The organism is Pseudonocardia sp. EV170527-09 (genome assembly GCF_008369905.1).
Lineage (GTDB): Bacteria > Actinomycetota > Actinomycetes > Mycobacteriales > Pseudonocardiaceae > Pseudonocardia.
This window is the reverse complement of sequence record NZ_VRMC01000040.1, coordinates 23,507-44,143: the sequence shown is the minus strand read 5'-3', so window position 1 is coordinate 44,143 and position 20,637 is coordinate 23,507. Positions and strand designations below refer to the sequence as shown.

17 protein-coding genes are annotated in these 20,637 nt (G+C 74.8%); 12 read left to right on the top strand and 5 right to left on the bottom strand.

Annotated features, from left to right (window positions below; genetic code table 11):
* The first annotated feature begins 93 nt into the window (after positions 1-93).
* Entirely contained in the window at positions 94-1,095 is a 1,002-nt protein-coding gene (locus FVA95_RS14465) for a GTP-binding protein (protein ID WP_060711046.1), read from the top strand.
* 16 nt (positions 1,096-1,111) lie between these two features.
* Here FVA95_RS14465 and FVA95_RS14460 read toward each other — a convergent pair whose 3' ends face one another.
* From FVA95_RS14460 to FVA95_RS14445, 4 genes are all read right to left on the bottom strand, one after another.
* The gene (locus tag FVA95_RS14460) at positions 1,112-1,684 is read right to left on the bottom strand and encodes a hypothetical protein (protein WP_149664695.1); all 573 of its coding nucleotides are present in this window, start codon (positions 1,682-1,684) and stop codon (positions 1,112-1,114) included.
* Between the two features lie 164 nt (positions 1,685-1,848).
* Positions 1,849-2,856, bottom strand: coding sequence for a small ribosomal subunit Rsm22 family protein (locus FVA95_RS14455; protein WP_240051486.1), 1,008 nt, complete (start codon positions 2,854-2,856; stop codon positions 1,849-1,851).
* Positions 2,857-2,880: 24 nt separating this feature from the next.
* Positions 2,881-3,420, bottom strand: coding sequence for an isopentenyl-diphosphate Delta-isomerase (gene idi / locus FVA95_RS14450; protein WP_043281743.1), 540 nt, complete (start codon positions 3,418-3,420; stop codon positions 2,881-2,883).
* A 52-nt stretch (positions 3,421-3,472) separates the two neighbouring features.
* A complete protein-coding gene (locus tag FVA95_RS14445; RefSeq protein ID WP_149664694.1) occupies positions 3,473-4,639 on the bottom strand; it encodes an NAD(P)/FAD-dependent oxidoreductase in 1,167 nt (388 codons plus the stop codon).
* Positions 4,640-4,803: 164 nt separating this feature from the next.
* Between FVA95_RS14445 and FVA95_RS14440 the strand changes: the two genes are divergently transcribed.
* Positions 4,804-6,255, top strand: a complete 1,452-nt coding sequence (locus FVA95_RS14440; RefSeq protein WP_149664693.1) for a DHA2 family efflux MFS transporter permease subunit — start codon at positions 4,804-4,806, stop codon at positions 6,253-6,255.
* Between the two features lie 35 nt (positions 6,256-6,290).
* Here FVA95_RS14440 and FVA95_RS14435 read toward each other — a convergent pair whose 3' ends face one another.
* A complete protein-coding gene (locus FVA95_RS14435; protein ID WP_149664692.1) occupies positions 6,291-7,622 on the bottom strand; it encodes an MFS transporter in 1,332 nt (443 codons plus the stop codon).
* Between the two features lie 85 nt (positions 7,623-7,707).
* Here FVA95_RS14435 and FVA95_RS14430 point away from each other — a divergent pair, with 85 nt between their 5' ends.
* The 10 genes from FVA95_RS14430 (at position 7,708) to FVA95_RS14385 (ending at position 20,615) form a co-directional block, all read left to right on the top strand.
* On the top strand, positions 7,708-8,187 hold the full coding sequence (locus FVA95_RS14430; RefSeq protein WP_226353383.1) for a MarR family winged helix-turn-helix transcriptional regulator: 480 nt from the start codon (positions 7,708-7,710) through the stop codon (positions 8,185-8,187).
* 57 nt (positions 8,188-8,244) lie between these two features.
* Complete coding sequence (locus tag FVA95_RS14425) at positions 8,245-9,753, top strand: long-chain fatty acid--CoA ligase (RefSeq protein WP_149664691.1); 1,509 nt, start codon at positions 8,245-8,247, stop codon at positions 9,751-9,753.
* Positions 9,753-10,526: a crotonase/enoyl-CoA hydratase family protein gene (locus tag FVA95_RS14420; RefSeq protein ID WP_149664690.1), complete on the top strand. Its 774-nt coding sequence runs from the start codon at positions 9,753-9,755 to the stop codon at positions 10,524-10,526. The genes FVA95_RS14425 and FVA95_RS14420 overlap by 1 nt, the downstream gene beginning before the upstream one ends.
* Positions 10,523-12,469 carry an acetoacetate--CoA ligase gene (locus tag FVA95_RS14415; protein ID WP_149664689.1) on the top strand — a complete coding sequence of 649 codons (1,947 nt, stop codon included), beginning with the start codon at positions 10,523-10,525 and terminating at the stop codon, positions 12,467-12,469. The genes FVA95_RS14420 and FVA95_RS14415 overlap by 4 nt, the downstream gene beginning before the upstream one ends.
* Positions 12,466-13,455, top strand: coding sequence for a 3-hydroxyacyl-CoA dehydrogenase NAD-binding domain-containing protein (locus tag FVA95_RS14410; RefSeq protein ID WP_240051485.1), 990 nt, complete (start codon positions 12,466-12,468; stop codon positions 13,453-13,455). The genes FVA95_RS14415 and FVA95_RS14410 overlap by 4 nt, the downstream gene beginning before the upstream one ends.
* Positions 13,456-13,469: 14 nt before the next feature.
* On the top strand, positions 13,470-14,342 hold the full coding sequence (gene couO, locus FVA95_RS14405; protein ID WP_164514865.1) for a 4-hydroxyphenyl-beta-ketoacyl-CoA hydrolase: 873 nt from the start codon (positions 13,470-13,472) through the stop codon (positions 14,340-14,342).
* A gap of 771 nt (positions 14,343-15,113) precedes the next feature.
* On the top strand, positions 15,114-15,464 hold the full coding sequence (locus tag FVA95_RS14400; RefSeq protein ID WP_149664688.1) for a hypothetical protein: 351 nt from the start codon (positions 15,114-15,116) through the stop codon (positions 15,462-15,464).
* Complete coding sequence (locus tag FVA95_RS14395) at positions 15,461-17,293, top strand: hypothetical protein (RefSeq protein WP_149664687.1); 1,833 nt, start codon at positions 15,461-15,463, stop codon at positions 17,291-17,293. Before FVA95_RS14400 ends, FVA95_RS14395 begins: the two co-directional genes overlap by 4 nt.
* A complete protein-coding gene (locus FVA95_RS14390) occupies positions 17,293-19,296 on the top strand; it encodes a hypothetical protein (RefSeq protein ID WP_149664686.1) in 2,004 nt (667 codons plus the stop codon). Before FVA95_RS14395 ends, FVA95_RS14390 begins: the two co-directional genes overlap by 1 nt.
* A gap of 23 nt (positions 19,297-19,319) precedes the next feature.
* Positions 19,320-20,615: a YeeE/YedE family protein gene (locus FVA95_RS14385; RefSeq protein WP_240051484.1), complete on the top strand. Its 1,296-nt coding sequence runs from the start codon at positions 19,320-19,322 to the stop codon at positions 20,613-20,615.
* The last annotated feature ends 22 nt before the right edge of the window (positions 20,616-20,637 follow it).

Here is a 20,637-nt window from a genome sequence, read left to right as displayed (position 1 = left end):
CACTGTAGTGGTCCGATCGGGGGTCCCGGTGGGGTCCGTGACGGGTCACGCCCGCGTCACGGTGTGTGGACACGCTCGTGGTAGGCATGACGGATGCCCCGGAAGATCCCGGTCGTGGTGCTGGCCGGATTCCTCGGAGCCGGCAAGACGACGCTGCTGAACCACCTCCTCGCCGCGGGCGGGGACGCGCGGATCGGCGTGGTCGTCAACGACTTCGGGTCGGTCGGCATCGACGCGATGCGCGTGGCCGGACAGGCCGGCGACGTCGTCGGGCTCGGCAACGGCTGTCTGTGCTGCGAGGTCGGCGAGGGCGGTGTCTCCTCGGTGCTGGAGACGCTGACCCGCCGCCGCGACGAGATCGACGTCGTCGTCATCGAGGCCAGCGGCATCGCCGAGCCCGGAACCCTGGTCCAGCTCGTGCTCGACGCACTCGGCCAGCACCTGAGCTTCGGCGGGCTCGTCGTGGTCGTCGACGCCGCGGAGTTCGAGACCTCGCGGCGCCGTCACCCCCAGCTCGACAAGCATGTCGCGATGGCCGACCTCGTCGTCCTGAACAAGATCGACAGGGTGGGGCCGGGGCCGCTCTGGCGGGTCCGCAGGCTGTGCCGTGAGGCCAACCCGCGGGCGCCGATCGTCCCGGTCCGCGACGGTGCGGTGGACCCGGCGCTGCTGTTCGACATCGAGATCGTGCCGGGACGGCAGTTGATGCTCGGCGAGCGCGTCGACGAGCCGCACGCCCAGCACCTGCACGCCGGCTACCAGAGCCTGACGTTCCTCAGCGACGAGCCGCTCGACGCCGCCCGCCTGCAGGACCTGCTCGACGCCCGGCCGTCCGGGCTGTACCGGATCAAGGGCTCGGTGCGCTTCGCCGCCGCCCCGGCCCGGGAACGCTGGGACCTCCACACCGTCGGCCGGTACGTGCGGTTCCACCGGACCCGGTGGGACGTCGACGAGCCCCGCCGTACCACCCTGGTCCTGATCGGCACCGGTCTCGACTCCGACGCGCTGCACCGGTCACTGCGGGCCTGCGTCGCGACCGACGCCGACCGTCGCGACGCCGACGCCCTGCTCCCGGTCGCCCGCTACGCGGTCTGACGGGCCCGCGGAGGGCTCAGACCGAGGTGAGGTCCGGGCCCGTCGCCGGCTCGGCCAGCTGGGTCAGTGCCTCGGCGGCCCAGGCCTCCCCACCGGCGACGGCGGTCCACAGCAGGACACCGAGGCTGCGGGACGGGTCGATCCGGCCCGCCTGCCACGACGGCGTCGCCGCGAGCCGCTCGGCACGCGCGCACAGCTGCCAGGAAGCCGTGTCGGACTCGGTGATCTCGCGGGCGAAGCGGGTGTGCCCGGTGCGAGCGCGGTAGGCCCGGACCGGGTCGGTGACCGCGTGGATGATCGACAGCACCCCGATCACCAGCCCGAGCGCGAGGGGCAGGCAGACGAGGAACGCGAGTGCCGACCGGGACCAGCTGTTCTCGCCCACGGTGAGGGCCACCACGACGGCCGCGACGACGGCGGTGCCGGTCAGCGCGCCGGCCGGGAGCCGGGTGTAGACGAGGTCGCCCGCGTCGTCGACGACGTAGTCGGTGCCGGCGATCAGGGCCGGGTCGTACACGCGGTACCCGGTACGTGTGCGGACGAGGGTGGGCAGGCGGTCGGCGGGAGCGCCGGCGACGAAGTCGTTCATGGTCGTGCTCGATCTGTGAGAATGCTGCTGCTCGCGGCCCACCTGATGGCCGTCTCGCCCGGTCAGTCGCCCACGATGCCGGTCCGTGTTACGGATTCACAACGTTCCTCGGCGCGTTCCGTCTGTGACGTTCGCCTCCACCACTTGCGAGCAACCTGCGAGGCTCACTCGGGTGGCCAGGCGTCGCCCCACACCGTGTCACGGGCGTGCCGGAACAGCTCCCGACGACTGCGCGGGACGGGGGTGTCCCGCAGCGTCCCGTCCGCCTCGCAGACACGCAGCGTCACCAGCCCCTTGCGGGTCTGCGGGTGCCGGACCACGCGGCCCGGGGCCCGTCCGACGCTCCCGTCGTCGTCACGCACGCCGACGACGTAGGAGAACTTCTCGTCCTCGTGCCCCAGCGAGCCGGCCTTCAGCACCCGGTGCCGCGAGCTGCGACCGACGCGGACGGCGAAGTGGCACCAGTCGTCGCCGGTCACCGGGCAGGCCCCGTCGTGCGGGCAGGGTGCGGCGACGGTGAGGCCCGCGGCGAGCAGGCGGGTGCGGGCGTCGAGGATGCGCGCGTGCCCGGCCGGCGTCCCCGGTTCGACGAGCACGACGACCCGCGCGGCCCGGGCGGCGGCGTCGACGACGGCGTCGCGCACCGGTGCCGGCAGCTCACCGAGCAGGTAGCAGGCGGTCAGCAGGTCGGTCTCCGGCAGCACCGGGGCGGTGCCGAGCACCGCGGCCTCCCAGCGGGCCGCCCGCAGCAGCGCCGACGGCGCACCGGAGGCGAGCCTGCGGCCCAGCGCCCGGGCCGGCGTGGCGGCCTCCAGCACCGTGGCCCGTTCCAGCGACGGCCACACCTGCGCCGTCGCCCACACCGCGGCGCCGGTCCCGCCGCCGAGGTCGAGCAGCGACGCCGGCTCGGGCACCCGCGCGGCCGCCCGCTCCAGCACGTCGAGGACCGCCGCGTGCGTGGCGGGCATCCGGTACGCGGCGTAGGCGGCCGCGTCGTCGTCGGTGCGCAGGATCGGCGCGGTGGGCACCGTGCCGCTGCGGTAGTCGCGGATCAGCCGCTCGACCACCGGCGCGAGCCGGGCGGCGGGGACGCGGTCGAGTGCGTCGTCGAGGGCGGCGGCCAGCGCGTCGGACAGGTCGTGGGACAGCGCGGAGGACGGCTCGGGGACCACCTGCCCATTCCACCAGCCCCGGGCTCAGCCCCGGGCGCCGACCAGCAGCGGGTCGGCCAGCGCGTCGAGCAGCGGGGCCTGCAGCCGGGCCCACGGCGACAGCCCGGAGTCCGGGTCGTCGGCGGCGGCGCGGAAGCGCGACCAGCTCCACCAGGCCAGGTCCTCGACCTCGTCGGGGCGCGGCTCGGGCTCACCGGTGATCCGGGCGACGAACACCGGGCAGAGCTCGTTCTCCTCGATCCCGTCCTGCGACGCGCGGTAGCTGAAGTCCGGCAGCACCATCCGCAGCTCGGTCGCGCGGACGCCCAGCTCGTCGGCGAGCCTGCGGTGCACCGCGTCGGCCATGTCCTCACCGGGTGCGGGATGGCCGCAGCAGGTGTTGGTCCAGACCAGGGGGAAGGCGGTCTTGGTGCGGGCGCGCCGGGTCACCAGCAGCCGCCCGGCGTCGTCGACGCCGTAGCAGGAGAACGCCAGGTGCCGCGGGGTGCTCGCACCGTGCACGGTGGCCTTGTCCGCGACGCCGACCGGGTTGCCGTCGTCGTCCAGCAGCACAACCTGTTCCATGCCGTCCTGTCTACCGGAGCCCGGCCGTGGCGGCTCCTGGGACGGGACCGGCTCACACGCCCGAGCGGGCGGCTGCCCGCCGCCGGGCCACGGCGCCGAGCGCGGCGGCCGGCAGGTGCGCGGCGACGACCGCGAGCGCGGCGGGGGACACCGTGCCCCGCGCCAGCCCCAGCCCCACCGCGCAGTCGAACACCCGCTGGTGCCGTGCGGCGGCGCCGATCGCGGCGTCGAGGAACGCGGGGCGGGCCGCCAGCCGGGCGAGCGCACCGACGTGGCGGTGGTGCCGGGCGAAGGTCTGCTCCATGGCGGCGCGGTGGGCGGCGCCCGCGTCGTCACCGCGCAGCGCGCTGCGCCCGGCGAGGATCCCGGAGGCGACGGCGTCGAAGATCCCCTCGCCGGTCAGCGGGTTCACCTTCGCCGCGGCGTCACCGGCCAGCAGCACCCGTCCGTCGGGCTGGAACCGGGGCGCGGTCGACAGCGGGAGGTGGTGTGCGCGCAGCGTGGCCGGGTCGGGCTCCTGGCCGGGCAGCAGGGCGGCCAGCCGCTCCAGCAGCGCCGCCCGGTTCCCGGCGCCGCGCTCGTCGAACACGCCGTAGCCGACGTTGGCGCCGCCGCCCGCGATCGGGAACGACCAGGCGTAGGCCGGGACGGCGCCGCCGGCGTACTCGATCGACAGCGTCCCCGGCTCGGCGGCCACCGGGGCGTACCCGCGGATCGCCACCGCCGTCGACCACGGCGGCACGGCCGGCGCGCCGAGTGCGCGGCGGACCACCGGGTTCGCCCCGTCGGCGCCGATCACGACCCGGGCGGCGATGTCGTCGACCAGCACCCGGTCCCCGCGGGGGACGACGGTGCGGACCCGGTGGCGGCGCAGCTGCGCCCCGGCGGCGACGGCCGCGTCGACCAGCGCCGCGTCCAGCTCCCGGCGCGGGACCACCCGGTTCGGCCGGCGCGCGGTGCGGTGCACGACCCGGCCTGCCGGGGTGCGCAGGCGCAGTCGCGGCGCCGCGACGCCGAGCGTGCGCACCCCGGTGGCGCCCAGCTCGTCGAGCAGGTCGAACACCTCGGCCGCGACGCCGTCGCCGCAGGTCTTGTCGCGGGGGAAGGACGCGGCGTCGAGCAGGAGCACCGACGCCGACGGCCGCAGCCGCAGCACGTTGAGCGCCGCGGCGCAGCCGGCGGGACCCGCCCCGACCACGACGACGTCGTAGGTGGACATGGCGCCATTGTCCCCCCGGCGCCGGGGGAGAAACGGTTCGCCATCGCCCGCCCGGCCGTGGTCCACTCCCACACCGCCACCCCGTCGCCCGGCCGCGACGTGTGCCGGCGCCGTGCCGTCGGTGTCGTGGGTGGCGCGTCCGTCACGTCCACGAGGAGCACGTTGTGACCACCGAGCCGGCCCCCGACCGCGACACCGAGCGGCTGCCCGCCGGAGCCCTGCTGATCATCGGGCTGCTCGTCGGCTCGGCGTTCGTGATGATCCTGAACGAGACGATCATGAGCGTGGCGCTGCCGGCCCTGATCGCCGACCTGCGGGTCACCCCGGCGACCGCGCAGTGGCTGACCAGCGGGTTCCTGCTGACGATGGCGGTGGTCATCCCGATCACGGGGTACCTGCTCGGGCGGTTCCCGCCGCGGTCGGTCTACCTCGCCTCGATGGGTCTGTTCAGCGTCGGGACCCTGCTCTGCGCGGTCGCGCCCGCGTTCGGGTTCCTGCTGGCCGGGCGGGTCGTGCAGGCCACCGGCACCGCGGTGATGGTCCCGCTGCTCATGACGACGATCCTGCGCCTGGTCCCGGCGAGCCACCGCGGGCAGACGATGGGCACGATCTCGATCGTCATCGCGGTGGCGCCCGCGGTCGGCCCGACGCTGTCCGGGGTGATCCTCTCCGCGCTGGGCTGGCGCTGGATGTTCTGGATCGTGCTGCCGATCGCACTGGTCGCACTGGTCGCGGGTGCGCTGCGGCTGCGGGTCGAGGCGGAGACGACGCGGGCCCCGCTCGACGGCGCCTCGGTCCTGATCTCGGCCGTCGCGTTCGCCGGGATCGTCTACGGGCTGTCCGCGATCGGCGAGTCCGCCGCCGGGGGCGCGCACACCGCGGTGCCGCCGTGGGTGCCGCTGGTGCTCGGCGCGGTGGCGCTCGCGGTGTTCGTGCACCGCCAGGTCCGGCTGCAGCGCGGCACCGGCACGGCCCCGCTGCTGGACCTGCGCCCGTTCGCGGTCCGCCGGTACACGTTGTCGCTGGTGCTCGTCGCGACCGGGTTCATGTCGCTGTTCGGCGCGATCATCCTGCTGCCGCTCTACATCCAGGACGTGCTGGGTGACAGCGCGTTCGTCGCGGGCCTGGTGGTGCTGCCGGGCGGACTGGTGATGGGGCTGCTGGGGCCGTTCGTCGGCCGCGCCTACGACCGGTTCGGCGCCCGTCCGCTGGTGCTGCCCGGCGCGGTGCTGCTCGCGGTCGTGATGTGGGGGTTCACCACCCTCGCCGCGACGACGCCGCTCTGGCTGGTCGTGGTGCTGCACGTGGGCCTGTCCGCGGCGCTGGCGCTGATGTTCACGCCGCTGATGACCGACTCGCTGGGCTCGCTGCCGGGCGAGCTGTACTCGCACGGCAGCGCCATCCTCACCACGCTCCAGCAGGTCGCGGGCGCGGCGGGGACGGCGCTGTTCATCACCGTGATGACGCTGGCCTCGGCCGGCGCCGGTGTCGACGCGGCCGGGGTGCACGCGGCCTTCCTGGTCGCGGCGGTCGTGTCCCTGATGACGGTGGTCGTCGCGGTGGTCGCGTCCCGGCTGCCCGCCCCGGCGTCGGACCTGCAGGACGCCCGGGTCTGAGGCGGCCGGCCGCCGCGCCGCGACGGGCGGGGCGGTCAGCGGGTGGCGGCGCCCTCGGTGGTCCCCGCGGGTGCGGGGACGTCCGGGCCGGTCAGGCCGTCGCGGGCGGTCTCGCGCAGCGCGAGCACCGACCCGACCGAGACCAGCGCGAGCAGCCCGATCACCGCCGACAGCACCCCGGTGCCGAATCCGGCGGCCTGCAGCGACGCGAACAGCACCGGCGACAGCCCCGCGCCCATCCCGGAGATCTGGTAGCCCAGCGAGGCCCCGGTGTAGCGCGAGCCGGTGGAGAACATCTCCGAGTACAGGGCCGCGGACGGCCCGAACCAGGCCGCGTGCGTCACGCCCTGACCGACCACCACGGCCAGCGTGAGCAGCACCGCCGAGCCGGTGTCGATCATGGGGAAGATCGCGACGCACCACAGCCCGGTCGCGACCGCCCCACCCAGGACGACCGGTCGGCGCCCGACCCGGTCCGACAGTGCGGAGAACCCGATGATGCCGACGATCGCGACGACCGAGGACAGGGTGAGCGCGTTGAGCACGGTCTGACGCTCGAACCCGGCGCGCACGGCGTAGGAGATGAGGAAGGTGGTCAGCGTCCCCTGTGCGACGAAGGCCCCGAACCCCACGCCGACGGCGAGCAGCAGGTTGCGCGGGCGGGACAGCACCTCCAGCAGCGGCGCCCGGCGCGGCGCCGTCGGCCGGGCGGCGGCGGACGCGGCGAACACCGGGGTCTCGGTGACCGACAGGCGCACGAACAGCCCGATGCCCAGCAGCACCACGCTCAACAGGAACGGGATCCGCCAGCCCCAGGTGAGGAACGCGTCCCCGGTCAGCGACGCCGACAGCGCCAGCACCAGCGTCGAGAGCACCATGCCGCTCGGCGCACCGGCGTTGGTGAAGCTGGCCCACAGCCCCCGCCGCGACGACGCGTGCTCGGCCGACATCAGGACCGCGCCGCCCCACTCCCCGCCGACCGCGACGCCCTGCACGACCCGCAGCACGATCAGCAGCACCGGGGCCAGCGCGCCGACCTGCGCGTACGTGGGCAGCACCCCGATCAGGGTGCTCGCCACACCCATCAGCACCATGCTGATGACCAGCATCTTCTTGCGCCCGACGCGGTCGCCGAAGTGGCCGAACACGATCCCGCCCAGCGGGCGGGCCAGGTAGCCGGTGGCGAGCGTCCCGAACGCGGCGACGGTGCCGACGAGCGGGTCGAGATCGGGGAAGAAGACCTGGTTGAACACCACGGCCGAGGCCGTCGCGTACAGCAGGAAGTCGTAGTACTCGATCAGGCTGCCGAGGTAGCTCGACAGGACCGCGCGTCGGCGCTGGGTCGGGGAGAACCGGGGGTGCGTCATCGCAGCTCCCTGCCTTCGGTGAGATGGAAAGCAGCTTTATAGCAAGCAGCTTGTCATTCATGCCAGGGTCGTTAGGATCGCGCACGTGACGGATGCGGTGCCGGTACCGACGGGGACGCGCGGGCAGCGACTGACCTACCTGGTCAAACGCCTGGAGATGGCCGAGCGGGCGCGGATGGAGGAGGCGCTGCGCCCGCTGCGGGTCACGCTGGCCCAGTACACGGCGCTCAGCGTGCTGGAGCGTCGCGGCGGGCTCTCCTCGGCCCAGCTCGCCCGGCGGCACTTCGTGACCCCGCAGGCGATGCAGCAGCTCGTGGCCGCGATGGAGCGCGACGGGCTCGTCGAGCGCCGCGCGGCGCCGGACAACCGCCGGGTCCTGCAGGTCTGGCTCACTGCCCACGGTGACGAGGTGCTGGCCGACTGCCACTCCGCGGCCGGGGTCGTCGAGCGCCGGATGCTCGGCGCGCTGGAGCCCGACCAGGCCGAGGTGTTCGCCGACGCCCTCGAACGGTGTCTGGCCGCCCTGGTCGGTCGCGACCCGATCCCGCCGGACGGCGACGCTTGACCTCATGGCAAGGACCTTGCTATCAACTTAGTTGATATCAAGGAGCGAGGGAGCCCCATGAGCCCGATCACCGGTCCCGGCCTCGGGCTGGGCACCTGGCCCGCCCGCCGGGCGCGGATCAGCCCGCACGCCCCGGCCCTGTCCGACGGGCACCGGTCGGTCGACCACGCCGAGCTGGCCGAGCGCGCCGCCCGGATCGCGGGCGGCCTGGCGGAGCGGGGGGTCGGCCGGGGGGACCGGGTCGCCTGGCTCGGGGTGAACGCCGTCGCCACCCTGGAGACCTGCTTCGCCGCCTGGCGGCTCGGCGCGGTCGCGGTCCCGCTGAACTTCCGCCTGGCCCCCGCCGAGATCGGCTACATGCTCGACGACTGCGGCGCGACGCTGCTCGTGCACGGCCCCGACGCCGACGACCTCGTCGCCACGACCGCCCCGCGGATCCCGGTCGCCCGCGGCGTCGAGGACCTGGCCCGCGGGCCCGCCCGCGACGACGCCGGTGCCGGTCTCGACGACCCGGCCGTGCTGCTCTACACCTCCGGCACCACCGGCCGTCCGAAGGCGGCGGTGCTGACCCACGGCAATCTGACCTGGAACACGGTCAACCAGCTCGCCCACGTCGACGTCTGCTCCGACGAGCGCACGCTGTGCATCTCGCCGCTGTTCCACTGCGTCGGGCTCTCGCAGGTCACGCTGCCCACGCTGTTCAAGGGCGGCAGCGTCGAGCTCGTCGCCCGGTTCGACCCGGTGGCGGTCCTCGACCGGATCACCGACGCCCGGATCACCAGCTTCGCCGCCGTCCCGACGATGCTGCAGATGCTGTGCGAGTCCCCGGCGTGGGAGCGGACCGACCTGTCGTCGCTGCGCACGGTGGTCTACGGCGGCTCCCCGGTCCAGGAGCGGGTCGCGCGGGCCTGGCTGGACCGCGGCGTCGCGCTGCAGCAGGGCTACGGGATGACCGAGGCCTCGCCCGGGGTGCACATGGCGACCCGCGACGGCACGGCCGCGCACCCACCGACCTCGGTCGGGGTGCCGCACTTCTTCACCGACGTCGCCGTCGAGCGCGACGGCGAGCTCGTCCCCCTCGACGAGGAGCCCGGCGAGCTGCTGGTCCGCGGGCCGCACGTCAGCCCCGGCTACTGGAACCGTCCGGCCGAGACCGCGGCGTCGCGGCGGGGGGAGTGGTTCCGCACCGGCGACGTGCTCCGGGCCGGCGACGACGGCTGGGCGTTCGCCGTCGACCGGGTCAAGGACATGATCATCTCCGGCGGGGAGAACGTGTACCCGGCCGAGGTCGAGGCCGTCGCCGTCACCCACCCCGACATCGCCGACTGCGCTGTCGTCGGGGTCCCCGACCAGCGCTGGGGCGAGGTCGGCGCGGCCTGGGTGCAGCTGCGCCCCGGCGCCGACCTCGACGCCGACGCCGTGCGCGCACTGCTCGCCGGGCGGCTGGCCCGGTACAAGGTCCCGAAGTACGTGCGGTTCGTCGAGGAGCTGCCCCGCAACGCGTCCGGCAAGGTCCGGCGCGTCGACCTGCGTGCGGCCGCGGCCGCCGGGGAAGAGGTGTCGTGATGGGACTCCCGGAGTCGCTGACGGTGGAGCGGCACGACGAGGTCGCCGTGCTGCGCCTGTCCCGGCCGCGCAAGCGCAACGCCCTCGACGATGCGACCGTGCTCGGCATCGAGGACTTCTTCGCCCGCCCGCCCGAGGGGGTGCGCGCCGTCGTCCTCGACGCCGAGGGCGACCACTTCTGCGCCGGGCTGGACCTGTCCGAGCTCGGCGACCGCGACGTCGACGCGGCGATGGAGCACTCCCGGATGTGGCACCGCGCGTTCGCCCGGCTCGCCGAGGGGCGGCTGCCGGTGGTCTCGGTGCTCAAGGGGGCCGTCGTCGGCGGCGGGCTGGAGCTGGCATCGGCCACCCACCTGCGGGTCGCCGAGGACTCCACGTTCTACGCACTGCCCGAGGGCCAGCACGGGCTGTTCGTCGGCGGCGGCGGGTCGGTCCGGGTGCCGCGGCTCATCGGTGTGCACCGGATGACCGACATGATGCTGACCGGCCGTGTCCTCGACGCCGAGGAGGGGCACGCGCTGGGCCTGTCGCACTACCGCGCCGGGCCGGGGGAGGGGCTGGCCCGCGCCTGCGAGCTGGCCCGCACCGTCGCCGGGAACTCCGCGATCACCAACGTCGCGGTGCTCCAGGCGCTGCCGCGGATCGCCGAGGCCTCCCCGGACCACGGCTTCATGATGGAGTCGCTGGTCGCCGCGGTCGCCTCGTCCAGTGCCGAGGCCCAGGAGCGGATGCGGGCCTTCCTCGACGGCCGCGGTGGGAAGGTGCGCCGGTGAGCGAGCTGCTGCGCCCCGTCGCCGACGACGTCCGGGAGACCACGCAGATCGGCCGGTTCGTCACCGCGGTCGAGCGCGAGCACGGCCTGACCCTGCCCGACTACGCCGCACTGCACTGCTGGTCGGTGGCCGAGCCCGAGGCGTTCTGGTCGGCGGTCGCGACCCACCTCGGGGTGCGGTTCGACACCCCGCCCCGGGCGGTGCTCGGGCGTCGGGAGATGCCGGGGGCCGAGTGGTTCCCCGGCGCGACCCTGAACTACGCCGCGCACGCCCTGGACGGGCCCGACGACCACACCGCCGTCGTCGCGTACTCCCAGACCCGCGACCGGGTCGAGCTGACCTGGGCGGAGCTGCGCGAGCAGGTCGCCCGCGCCCGCGCCGGGCTGCGCAGGCTCGGTGTCGGCCGCGGCGACCGGGTCGCCGCCTACCTGCCGAACCTGCCCGAGACGGTCGTCGCGTTCCTCGCGACGGCCTCGCTCGGGGCGGTCTGGACCAGCTGCGCACCCGAGTTCGGCGCGCGCAGCGTCCTCGACCGGTTCGGCCAGGTCGACCCGATCGTGCTGCTCACCGTCGGCGGCTACGGCTGGGCCGGACGCGACGTCGACCGCCGCGACGAGGTCGCCGCCCTGCGCGCCGGGCTGCCCGGGGTGCGCCACGTCGTCGCCGTGCCCTACGGGCCGCACACCGTGCCCGACGCCATGACCTGGGACGCACTGCTGGCCACCGACCCGGAGCCGGGCGCGGACCCCGTCCCGTTCGACCACCCGCTGTGCGTGCTGTTCTCCTCCGGCACCACCGGGCTGCCCAAGGCGATCGTGCACGGCCACGGCGGCATCCTGCTGGAGCACCTCAAGAACCACGCCCTGAGCTGGGACCTCGGGCCCGGCGACCGGATCCTCTGGTACTCCACGACCGCCTGGATGATGTGGAACGCGCTGGTCTCCGGGCTGCTGCGGCAGGCATCGATCGTGCTGATCGACGGCAACCCCGCCCACCCCGACCTCGGCTGGCAGTGGCGCCTGGCCGCCGAGACCGGCGCGACGCTGCTGGGCGCGAGCCCCGGGTTCCTCATGGCCTCGCGCGCCGCGGGGCTGCGGCCGGCCGTCGAGCACGACCTGTCCGCGGTCCGTCAGATCGGCGCCGCCGGGAGCCCGCTGCCGCCGGAGGGCTACCGCTGGGTGACCGAGCAGTTCGGGCCGGACGTGCTGCTCAACGTGGGCAGCGGTGGGACCGACGTCTGCTCCGGCATCGTGCAGGGGAGCCCGTTCCAGCCGGTGCGCTCCGGCGAGATCTCCGGGCCCTGCCTCGGGGTCGACGCCGCCGCGTTCGACGACGCGGGCCGCCCGGTCGTCGGCGAGCTCGGCGAGCTGGTCATCCGCGCCCCCATGCCGTCGATGCCGGTCGGCTTCTGGGGCGACGACGACGGCAGCCGCTACCGCGACACCTACTTCGCCACCTGGCCCGGGGTGTGGCGGCACGGCGACTGGGTCCGCTTCTCCGCCGACGGGTCCGCGGTCGTCGCCGGCCGCTCCGACGCCACCCTCAACCGGGGCGGCGTCCGGCTGGGGACGGCCGAGTTCTACCGCGTCGTGGAGGAGCTGCCCGAGGTCGAGGACTCGCTCGTCGTGCACCTGGAGGACCCCGCCGGCGGCAACGGCGAGCTGCTGCTGTTCGTGCAGCCCGCCGGCGACACCCCCCTCGACGACGCCCTGGTCGCCCGCATCCGCACCGCGCTGCGCAGCGAGCTCACCCCGCGCCACGTCCCGGACCGGGTCGAGGTGGTGCCGGTCGTGCCGCGCAACCGCACCGGCAAGAAGCTGGAGGTCCCCGTGAAGCGGATCCTGCTCGGCGCGGCCGTCGACGATGTCGCCTCCCGCGACGTGCTCGCCGACCCCACCGCGCTCGACGCGTTCGTCCACCTCGCCTCCGGGACGCCGGCGTGAGCGCGCCCGGGGCCCCCGCCGGGACCGGCGACGACACCGGCGAGGGCACCGGCGGGGCGGCCGGGATCGGGACCGTCGCCGTCGTCGGGACGGGGGTGATCGGCGTCGGCTGGACGGCACTGTTCCTGTCCCGCGGCCTGCACGTGCGTGCCTTCGACCCCGCCCCGGGCGCCGAGGACCGGCTGCGCGCCGACCTCGCCGCGCTCGGCCCGTTCCCCGGCCACGACGGCCCGCTCCCGGTCGGGAACCTGACATTCGCCGACAGCGCCGGTGCCGCCGCCGGGGCGGCCGGGTTCGTGCAGGAGAACGGCCCCGAACGCGAGGATCTCAAGCACACCCTGTTCGGCGAGCTCGACGAGGCCGCCGCACCCGGTGTCGTGCTCGCCTCCAGCTCCTCGGGCCTGCTGCCGACGACGATCGCCCGCGGCGCGGCCCGGCACCCCGAGCGGGTGCTCGTCGGGCACCCGTTCCACCCGCCCCAGGTCATCCCGCTGGTCGAGGTCGTCCCGGGCCAACGGACCGCGGAGGCCGCCGTGGACACCGCGACAGCCTTCTACACCGCGCTCGGCAAGCGTCCGGTCCGGCTGCGGGCCGAGGTGCCGGGTCACCTGGCCAACCGGCTGCAGGCCGCGCTGTGGCAGGAGGCGTACTCGCTGGTCGAGCGGGGTGTCGCGACCGTCGCCGACGTCGACGCCGCCATCTCCCACGGCCCCGGCCTGCGCTGGGCGGTGCTCGGCCCGTTCGCCAACCAGCACCTGTCCGGCGGCCCCGGCGGCCTGGCGCACATCCTGGAGCACCTCGGTCCGCCCACCGAGCGGTGGTGGCGCGACCTCGGACAGGTCACGCTCACTCCCGAGCTGGCCACGACCCTGGTCGACGGCGTCCACGCCGAGCTGGGCGACCTCGACGGCCCCGCGCTCGCCGCCCGCCGCGACGCCGTCCTCGCCGCGCTGCTCGAGGTCAAGTCCCGTACCGAGCTCCCCTGACGGAGGTACCCCGCATGCCCATCGACCCCGCCGGCGTCGTCGCGATCGACGTGCACGTCCACGTCGAGCAGGACGGCCACGGCTGTCTGGCCCTCGACCAGGAGCTGCTCGACGCGTCGGCCGCGTACTTCAAGGCCGACCAGGACCGCACTCCGACGATCGACGCGATCGCCGAGCACTACCGGGCGCGCCGGATCGCCGCGGTCGTGTTCACCGTCGACGCGCCGTCGGGCACCGGGCACCCGCCGCTGTCCAGTGAGGAGATCGCCGACGCGGCCGCCGCGCACGCCGACGTCCTGATCCCGTTCGGCTCGGTGGACCCGCACACCGGCAAGGCCGCCGTCGCCCGCGCCCGCCGCCTGGTCACCGAGCACGGGGTCCGCGGCTTCAAGTTCCACCCCAGCCTGCAGGCGTTCGAGCCGAACGACATGCGCTTCTACCCGCTCTACGACGCCATCGCCGAGCTCGGCGTTCCCGCGCTGTTCCACACCGGGCAGACCGGGATCGGCGCCGGGCTGCCGGGCGGGCGTGGGATCAAGCTGCGCTACTCGAACCCGATGCTGCTCGACGACGTCGCCGCCGACCACCCCGACCTCACCGTGGTGCTCGCCCACCCGTCGGTGCCCTGGCAGGACGAGGCGATCTCGATCGCCACCCACAAGTCCAACGTGTACATCGACCTGTCGGGATGGTCGCCGAAGTACTTCCCGCCGCAGCTGGTGCGCGCGGCGAACACGATGCTGCGCCGCAAGGTGCTGTTCGGCTCGGACTACCCGGTCATCACCCCGGACCGGTGGCTCGCGGACTTCGAGACCCTCGAGATGAAACCCGAGGTCCGGCCGATGATCCTCAAGGACAACGCCGTGCGGGTGCTCGGCCTGGGGTGATCGGCCCCGGTGAGGAGATCGGCGCCGCATCCGGCACCGGCCCCCTCACCCGGCGCGACCATCGTCGCGGCCGCGGCAGGACGCCGGATCCGGCTCGCCACGGTCCCCACCGATGACCAGGTGTCCGGACTTCTTCCCGGAAAGATCATCAGCGGTGACGTCGTCGCAGGTCAGCGGCGTGGAGCGATCCGGTTCCCGGCGTCGTTGACACGATCGGGTGATCTGTTCTGTCGCGTTCCGATGCTCTGGAGTGGGTCGTCCCGGTCCGTCCGGAGTAGTCCAGGTCACCCCCCGCGCCCGTTTCGGGGGCTCTGCAGGCCCGATCTCACGATGTGGACCGGTCCGGTGTGGGGTTACTCCGAACGGGTCTGTTTACTGGTCCGCATGCACCTCGTCTCCCGGTTCGCGGTTCGGCGTCACGTCGACCTGCGCCGCCAGGCGAGCGCGCTCTGTTCCGGCGCCTGACCGCGCCCGGCTCCCGGGGCGCGCCCGCGCTCCGCCGCTCGCCGTCCCCGCCACGGGGACCGCGGCCGCGGTAGCCACGGGACCGCCCCAGTACCCCGATTTCCCGGTCGACCACCGCGCCCCCGCGCGGACCCTCCCGCCCCGCCGTCCGGCGGCCCGGGAGGTCGGAGTCCGACGCCCACCGCACGTCCCCGCCTGCCCGCGCCCCGCGACGCCGTCCACACCGGACGGTGCTGCGGTCCGCCGCTCGACGGACGTCCACATCGGCCCCGAACCGCTCCCCGTCACGAAAGAAGGAGACACGTCGTGCCTCAGCACCGCGCACGGTCCGCGTCCCGGATCCGGCTGATCGCCGGTGGCGCCGCACTCGCCGGCACTGCCCTGATCGGCCTCTCCGGCGCGGCCCAGGCGGCCACCCCGGACCTGGTCCCCGACCTCGGTCCGATCCTCAGTGCCCCCGACGACGACCAGCCCGACCCGGCGCCGACGGCGCCCCCGGTCGAGTCGTCGTACGAGGCGTTCGACTCCGACCAGCCGATCCAGCAGCTGCGCGACTTCGCCCCCGCGGGCGTCCCCGCCGCCGGGCTGGTCGACGTCGTGTCGAAGGCGCCGAAGCAGATCACCCCGACGTTCCTGAGCGGCGGGGCCGGCGAATGAGCCTGCTCCCGCAGTCCCGCTGGGCGCAGCGGGGGCTGATCGCCCTCGCGAGCGCCGCCGTCGTCGCCGGGGTCGTCGCGATCCCCGCGTCGGCCCAGGGAACGATCGACAAGGTCAGGTCCGAGGTCACCGGCGCCGACGGCAAGAACTACTGGGTCGAGAACAACCTCACGCCGGAGGCCCGTCAGCAGTCCGCCGACGGGCCCAAGAAGGAGTACGCCCTGGTCTGGGCCGGCGACGAGAACATCGCCGACACCGCCGTGGCGGACGTGCGCAACCTGCCCGGGTCGCTGCTCGACCCGGTCGACAAGGTCCGCGACGCCCTGCCGGGTCTGGACTTCCTGGCCGTCGTCGACGTCACCAAGGGCACCCCGGACTACGGCAAGGTCGTCAACACCGCAACCGTCGGCCCGCTCGTGGAGAACGAGCCGCACCACATGCAGTACTCGTGGCGCAAGGGCGACAAGATCTACGCGGGCGGCCTGTTCACCGCGGCGACCTACGTCTTCGACGTCGCCGCGCTGCCGGAGATCAAGCTCTCGGGCATCTCGCTGCCGTCGCAGACGCTGTGCGGGTCGGTCCCGGACGCCTACTGGGTCCTCAAGGACGGCACCGCGTACGGCACCTACATGGGCGGCCCCGTCGCCCCGGGTCCGTGCCGCTACTCGGGCGGCGAGGTCCGCACCGGCAACGGCTTCGCGGGCTCCCCGGGCTCGGTCATCCGGTTCGACCAGGAGGGCCGCAACCTCGTCGAGGCCCCGGCCGCGACGGAGACGCCCGAGGACCCGACCCAGTGCCTCAACATGCCGGCCCTGGGCAACCCCACCTGCGCGAACCCGCACGGGATCCAGGTCCGCGAGGACCTGAACACCATGATCACCAGTGACTACGCCGAGCCGCGGACGATCATCCTCGACCCGGTGAAGAACCCGTCGCCGTACCTGCGGCGGCCCACGGTGCGCACCTGGGACATCTCCGACCTGAACAAGCCGAAGGTCAAGTCGGTGCAGTACCTGCCGACCGGCCCGCGGAGCAACGGCGTCGACCCGCTGCGCAACGAGAACCGCGCCGTCATGGAGACCACGGTCACCAACCGGCCGGAGCACGAGGGCGCCTTCGCCCAGACGATGCAGGGCGGCGCGATCTTCTACACGCCCGACATCACCGCCGACAACCCGGAGTGGAAGGAGGTCTTCGACCTGGGGACCGCCGCGCCGCACCTGGGCGTCGGGGGCGAGAACGGTGGCCCGAGCGCGAACGGTGGCTGGATCCAGACCAGCGCCGACGACACGATGCTCTACCACGCCACGATCGGCCGCAAGGCCGGCACGCTGGGCCCGGACGACAAGGGCACCGCGGGCGGCGTCATCGCGCTCGACATCGAGAAGCTGCTGGCTTCGGGACCGAACCCGAGCTGCTCGATCGACACGATCTCCGAGACCACCGCCGGTGGCGCCGAGGCCGACTGCCCGACCATCAAGGGCACCGTCGGCATCAACTCCGACCAGACCGGCGCCGGACCGCACTGGGGCGCGCTGGACAACCTGGAGCTCGGTGACGACGGCTACTACCACCACACCGACCAGCCCAAGCGCCTCGCGACCGCGAACTACTTCGTGGCCCGCACCGGGCTGGACGGCGACCACCGCCTCTGCATGACCGACATCGCCCCGGACGGCTCGCTGTCCCTGGACGAGTCGTTCACCGACGAGGACACCGGTGAGACCTGCGTCAACTTCAACCGCGAGAACTGGCCGCACGGTGCGTTCGGCAATGCCAAGCCGCACTCGATGCTGTTCGTCGCCGCGGACGAGGACATCAAGGACTGATGACGTCCGTGTCGTTCTCGACGTCGTTCGCGACACTCGTGCCGGCCGGCGGGCTCCTGCCCGCCGGCCCGGCCGGGGACGCCCCCGCCCTGCTCCGTGCAGTGGCGGGGGCCGCCCCGGCGGTCCTCGCCGCAGGACCCTCCGACGGCGTGCCGTTCGTGGACACGGCCCTGCGCCTGGTCCTGCTCACCGCGCTCGCCGTGGTGGCAGGGTCCGGCCTGGTGCGTGTCCTCGCCGACGCCCCCGGACGTGCCGAGCGGGTCGTCGCGGGAGTCGCGGCGCTCGTCGCCGTCTCCGCCGCGGTTGCCGCGGTGACCCGGTCCGGTGCCGGGATCTCCGGCTGGACCCTGCTGCTCCTGCTGGCGACGGTGGCGGTGCCCGCGCTGCTCGCCGGCCCGCGGCCGGTGCTCGCCATCGCCCCCGCTCTGGTGGTGACCGGGCTGCTGGCGATCCAGCTGGCCGGGACCCCGTCGGCGCCGTGGTTCGCCCTCGACGCGGGGTACGCGGTCGCGGGTGCCCTGGCCGCCGGTGCCGCGCTGCACCTGGCCACTGCGACCGACCCGGCGCCGCGGGCCGCCCGGGTGCGGATCGTCGGCATCGCGGCGGGCGCGGTCGGGGTGGTGCTCGCCGCGGTCCGGGTCGCCCTCGCCGGACCGTTCTCGCTCACCGACCTGCACGGCACCGGCTACGGCCGGGCGGTGCTGGTCACCGTGCTGGCCCCGGCCGCGGTGGCGGCCCTGCTCGCCGTGCAGGCGTGGGTGACCCGCCGCGCGACGGCCGGGACCCGCTCCGACGCGGTGCGGGCCGCCGAGCTGCGCGACCGTCTCCGCACCCCGGTCGTGCTGGCCGCCCTCGCCGCGGTCGGTGCGGCGACGCTGCCGGCCGCACTGCCCGCCCCGGCCCCGGGGGCCACCCCCGGCCGGGCGCTGCTGCGCTCGGTCGACCTGGGTGCGGGCCCGCTGACCCTGGCGGTGTCCCCGATGCGCCCCGGACCCAACCTGGTACAGCTCACCGGGGGCGGGGTCGAGGTGACCGGCCCGGACGCACGGATGCCCGCCGGGCACGGTGACCCGGGCGCCCCCGCCGGGTACGCGGTGCGGGTGGGGGACCGGGTCGTCCCGTTCACCGCCCGCACGGAGGTCCGCGGCGGCTGGGCCCTCGTCGACCTGCCCGCGGGGACCTCGTCGATCACCCTCACCGCGGGTGGCCTGACCCGCTCGGTGCCGGTCGACGTCGGCACCGAGCGCACCGCCCCGGCGGGCGCGACCGGGCCCGATGCCCCGGAGTGCCTGTCGGCCACGGTCGGGCGGATCGTCACCGGTGGCGACGCCACCGTCGGGAACTGCCCGTCCGAGGCGCTCGACCCCGCCGACGCCGGTGCCCTGCGTGGCATCGTGCGTGCGCTCGGGGGCCAGGGCGCGCCGGGCCTCGCGATCGCCGGCGACGCGTCGCCGCGCTCGCGGGCCGCCGCCGACGTCGTGCGGGCCGAGGCCGCGGCCGCCGGACTGCCCGTCCGCCCGGCCGCGGGCCCCCAGGACGCGCTGCTGGTCGTCTCGGGCTGGCAGCTCGCCGCCACCACGGTGCGCGACACCGCCCGCGCAGCGCTCACCACACCCACCGCGCTCGGCGGGACCTACCTGGCACCCTGGCTGCTGACCGGCGGCGTGCTCGGCCAGAGCCCGGGCACCCTGCTCCCGCTGGACTTCGGTCCGCAGGAGCCGGCCCCGCAGCGCTACGTGCGGCTGCTGGCCGCCGTCGCCCCGGGCTCGGCGCCGTCGTTGTCCGGGCTGCGCGCCTGGGCCGCCACGTCCGGTGAGACCTACGCCGACCCGGTGCCGTCGCTGTACGCCGCCGCACCGGTCGACGTGCCCATGACCGCCGACACCGACGGCGGCCACCACGGGTCGCCCAACGAGGCGGCGTGGTTCCCGGGCGGCGCGGTCGTCCGGATCGGCTCTGCACTCGACACCGGTCCCGGCACCCCCGCCGGCCCGACCCCCTGACCGCCACCCACGAGGAGAGTCCCGTGTCGATCACGAAGGATCCGCCCGGCCGGTCGCCGGGCTCCCTGGTCCGCGCCCTGCGCGAGCTGCCCGCCTCCGGACGCACCGCCTACGGCCCGCAGGACCGCGAGGCCGCCCCGCCGCAGTGGCCGGTGGTCGCGCTCGGCCTGGTCCTGGCGGTGCTGTTCCTCGTCGGGGTGGGTGCCGTCGCCCCGGCGACGATGGTCGGCACCGCTGCGCTCGGCCTGGCCCTGGGCTTCACGTTGTTCCACTCCCGGTTCGGCTTCACATCCGGCTGGCGGCAGCTCGTCGCCGTCGGGCAGGGCGCCGCGATCCGCGCGCACATGCTCATGCTGGCGACGGCGTCGGTGCTGTTCGCGGTGATCCTCTCGTCCGGGTTCGCGCTCGCCGGGGACCCGCGGGGCTTCACCAACCCGATCGGCATCGGGCTCGTCGTCGGCGCCTTCCTGTTCGGCGTCGGCATGCAGGTCGGTGGGTCGTGCGCGTCGGGGACGCTGTTCGCCGTCGGCAGCGGGCAGTCCGCGATCGTGCTGACGCTGTTCGGGTTCATCGTCGGGTCGATGTTCGCGGTGTTCACCCACACCTTCTGGACGCAGACCGTCCCGCAGGGCCCGAGCATCAACCTGGCCCAGCTGCTCGGCTACCCGGGTGCGGTCGCGGTGACGCTGCTGGTCACGGCGGGGATCACCGTGCTGACCTGGGTCGTCGCCCGGCGCCGCACCCCGCCCCCGGTCGAGCGGCCGCCGTCGGCCCGCGGTGCGGCGCGCGTGCTGCGCGGTTCGTGGCCGATGTGGGTCGGCGCACTCGTGCTCGCGGTGCTCAACGCGGCCGTCCTGTTCGTCTCCGCCGCCCCCTGGGGTGTGACCTCGGCGTTCGCGCTGTGGGGCTCGAAGGTCCTGCAGGCGGTCGGGTTCGACATGGCGGGGCTGGCCTACTGGCAGGTCCCGGCGAACGCCCGGTCGCTGGCCGCGCCGGTGCTCGCCGACCGCATCTCCAACCTCGACGTCGGCATCATGATCGGCGCGCTGGTGGCCTCCGCGGTGGGCGGCGCGTTCGTGCTGCACAAGCGCATCCCCTGGAAGCTCGGCCTCGGCGCCGTCCTCGGCGGCATCGCGATGGGCTACGGCGCGCGCCTCGCGGGCGGCTGCAACATCGGTGCCTACTTCTCCGGCATCGCCTCGTTCAGCCTGCACGGCTGGATCTGGGCCGTCGTCGCACTCGGCGGCACCTGGGTCGGGCTGCGGCTGCGGCCGCTGTTCGGCCTGACCAACCCCAAGCCGGTCGACTCGCTCTGCTGAGCAGGCCGGACGCTCCCCCCAC

Coding starts and splice junctions, on each gene's coding strand:
- FVA95_RS14420 (WP_149664690.1), top strand. CDS start 9,753: ATGGGACTCCCGGAGTCGCTGACGGTGGAGCGGCACGACGAGGTCGCC.
- FVA95_RS14425 (WP_149664691.1), top strand. CDS start 8,245: ATGAGCCCGATCACCGGTCCCGGCCTCGGGCTGGGCACCTGGCCCGCC.
- FVA95_RS14445 (WP_149664694.1), bottom strand. CDS start 4,639: ATGTCCACCTACGACGTCGTCGTGGTCGGGGCGGGTCCCGCCGGCTGC.
- FVA95_RS14435 (WP_149664692.1), bottom strand. CDS start 7,622: ATGACGCACCCCCGGTTCTCCCCGACCCAGCGCCGACGCGCGGTCCTG.
- couO (WP_164514865.1), top strand. CDS start 13,470: ATGCCCATCGACCCCGCCGGCGTCGTCGCGATCGACGTGCACGTCCAC.
- FVA95_RS14460 (WP_149664695.1), bottom strand. CDS start 1,684: ATGAACGACTTCGTCGCCGGCGCTCCCGCCGACCGCCTGCCCACCCTC.
- idi (WP_043281743.1), bottom strand. CDS start 3,420: ATGGAACAGGTTGTGCTGCTGGACGACGACGGCAACCCGGTCGGCGTC.
- FVA95_RS14395 (WP_149664687.1), top strand. CDS start 15,461: ATGAGCCTGCTCCCGCAGTCCCGCTGGGCGCAGCGGGGGCTGATCGCC.
- FVA95_RS14465 (WP_060711046.1), top strand. CDS start 94: ATGCCCCGGAAGATCCCGGTCGTGGTGCTGGCCGGATTCCTCGGAGCC.
- FVA95_RS14390 (WP_149664686.1), top strand. CDS start 17,293: ATGACGTCCGTGTCGTTCTCGACGTCGTTCGCGACACTCGTGCCGGCC.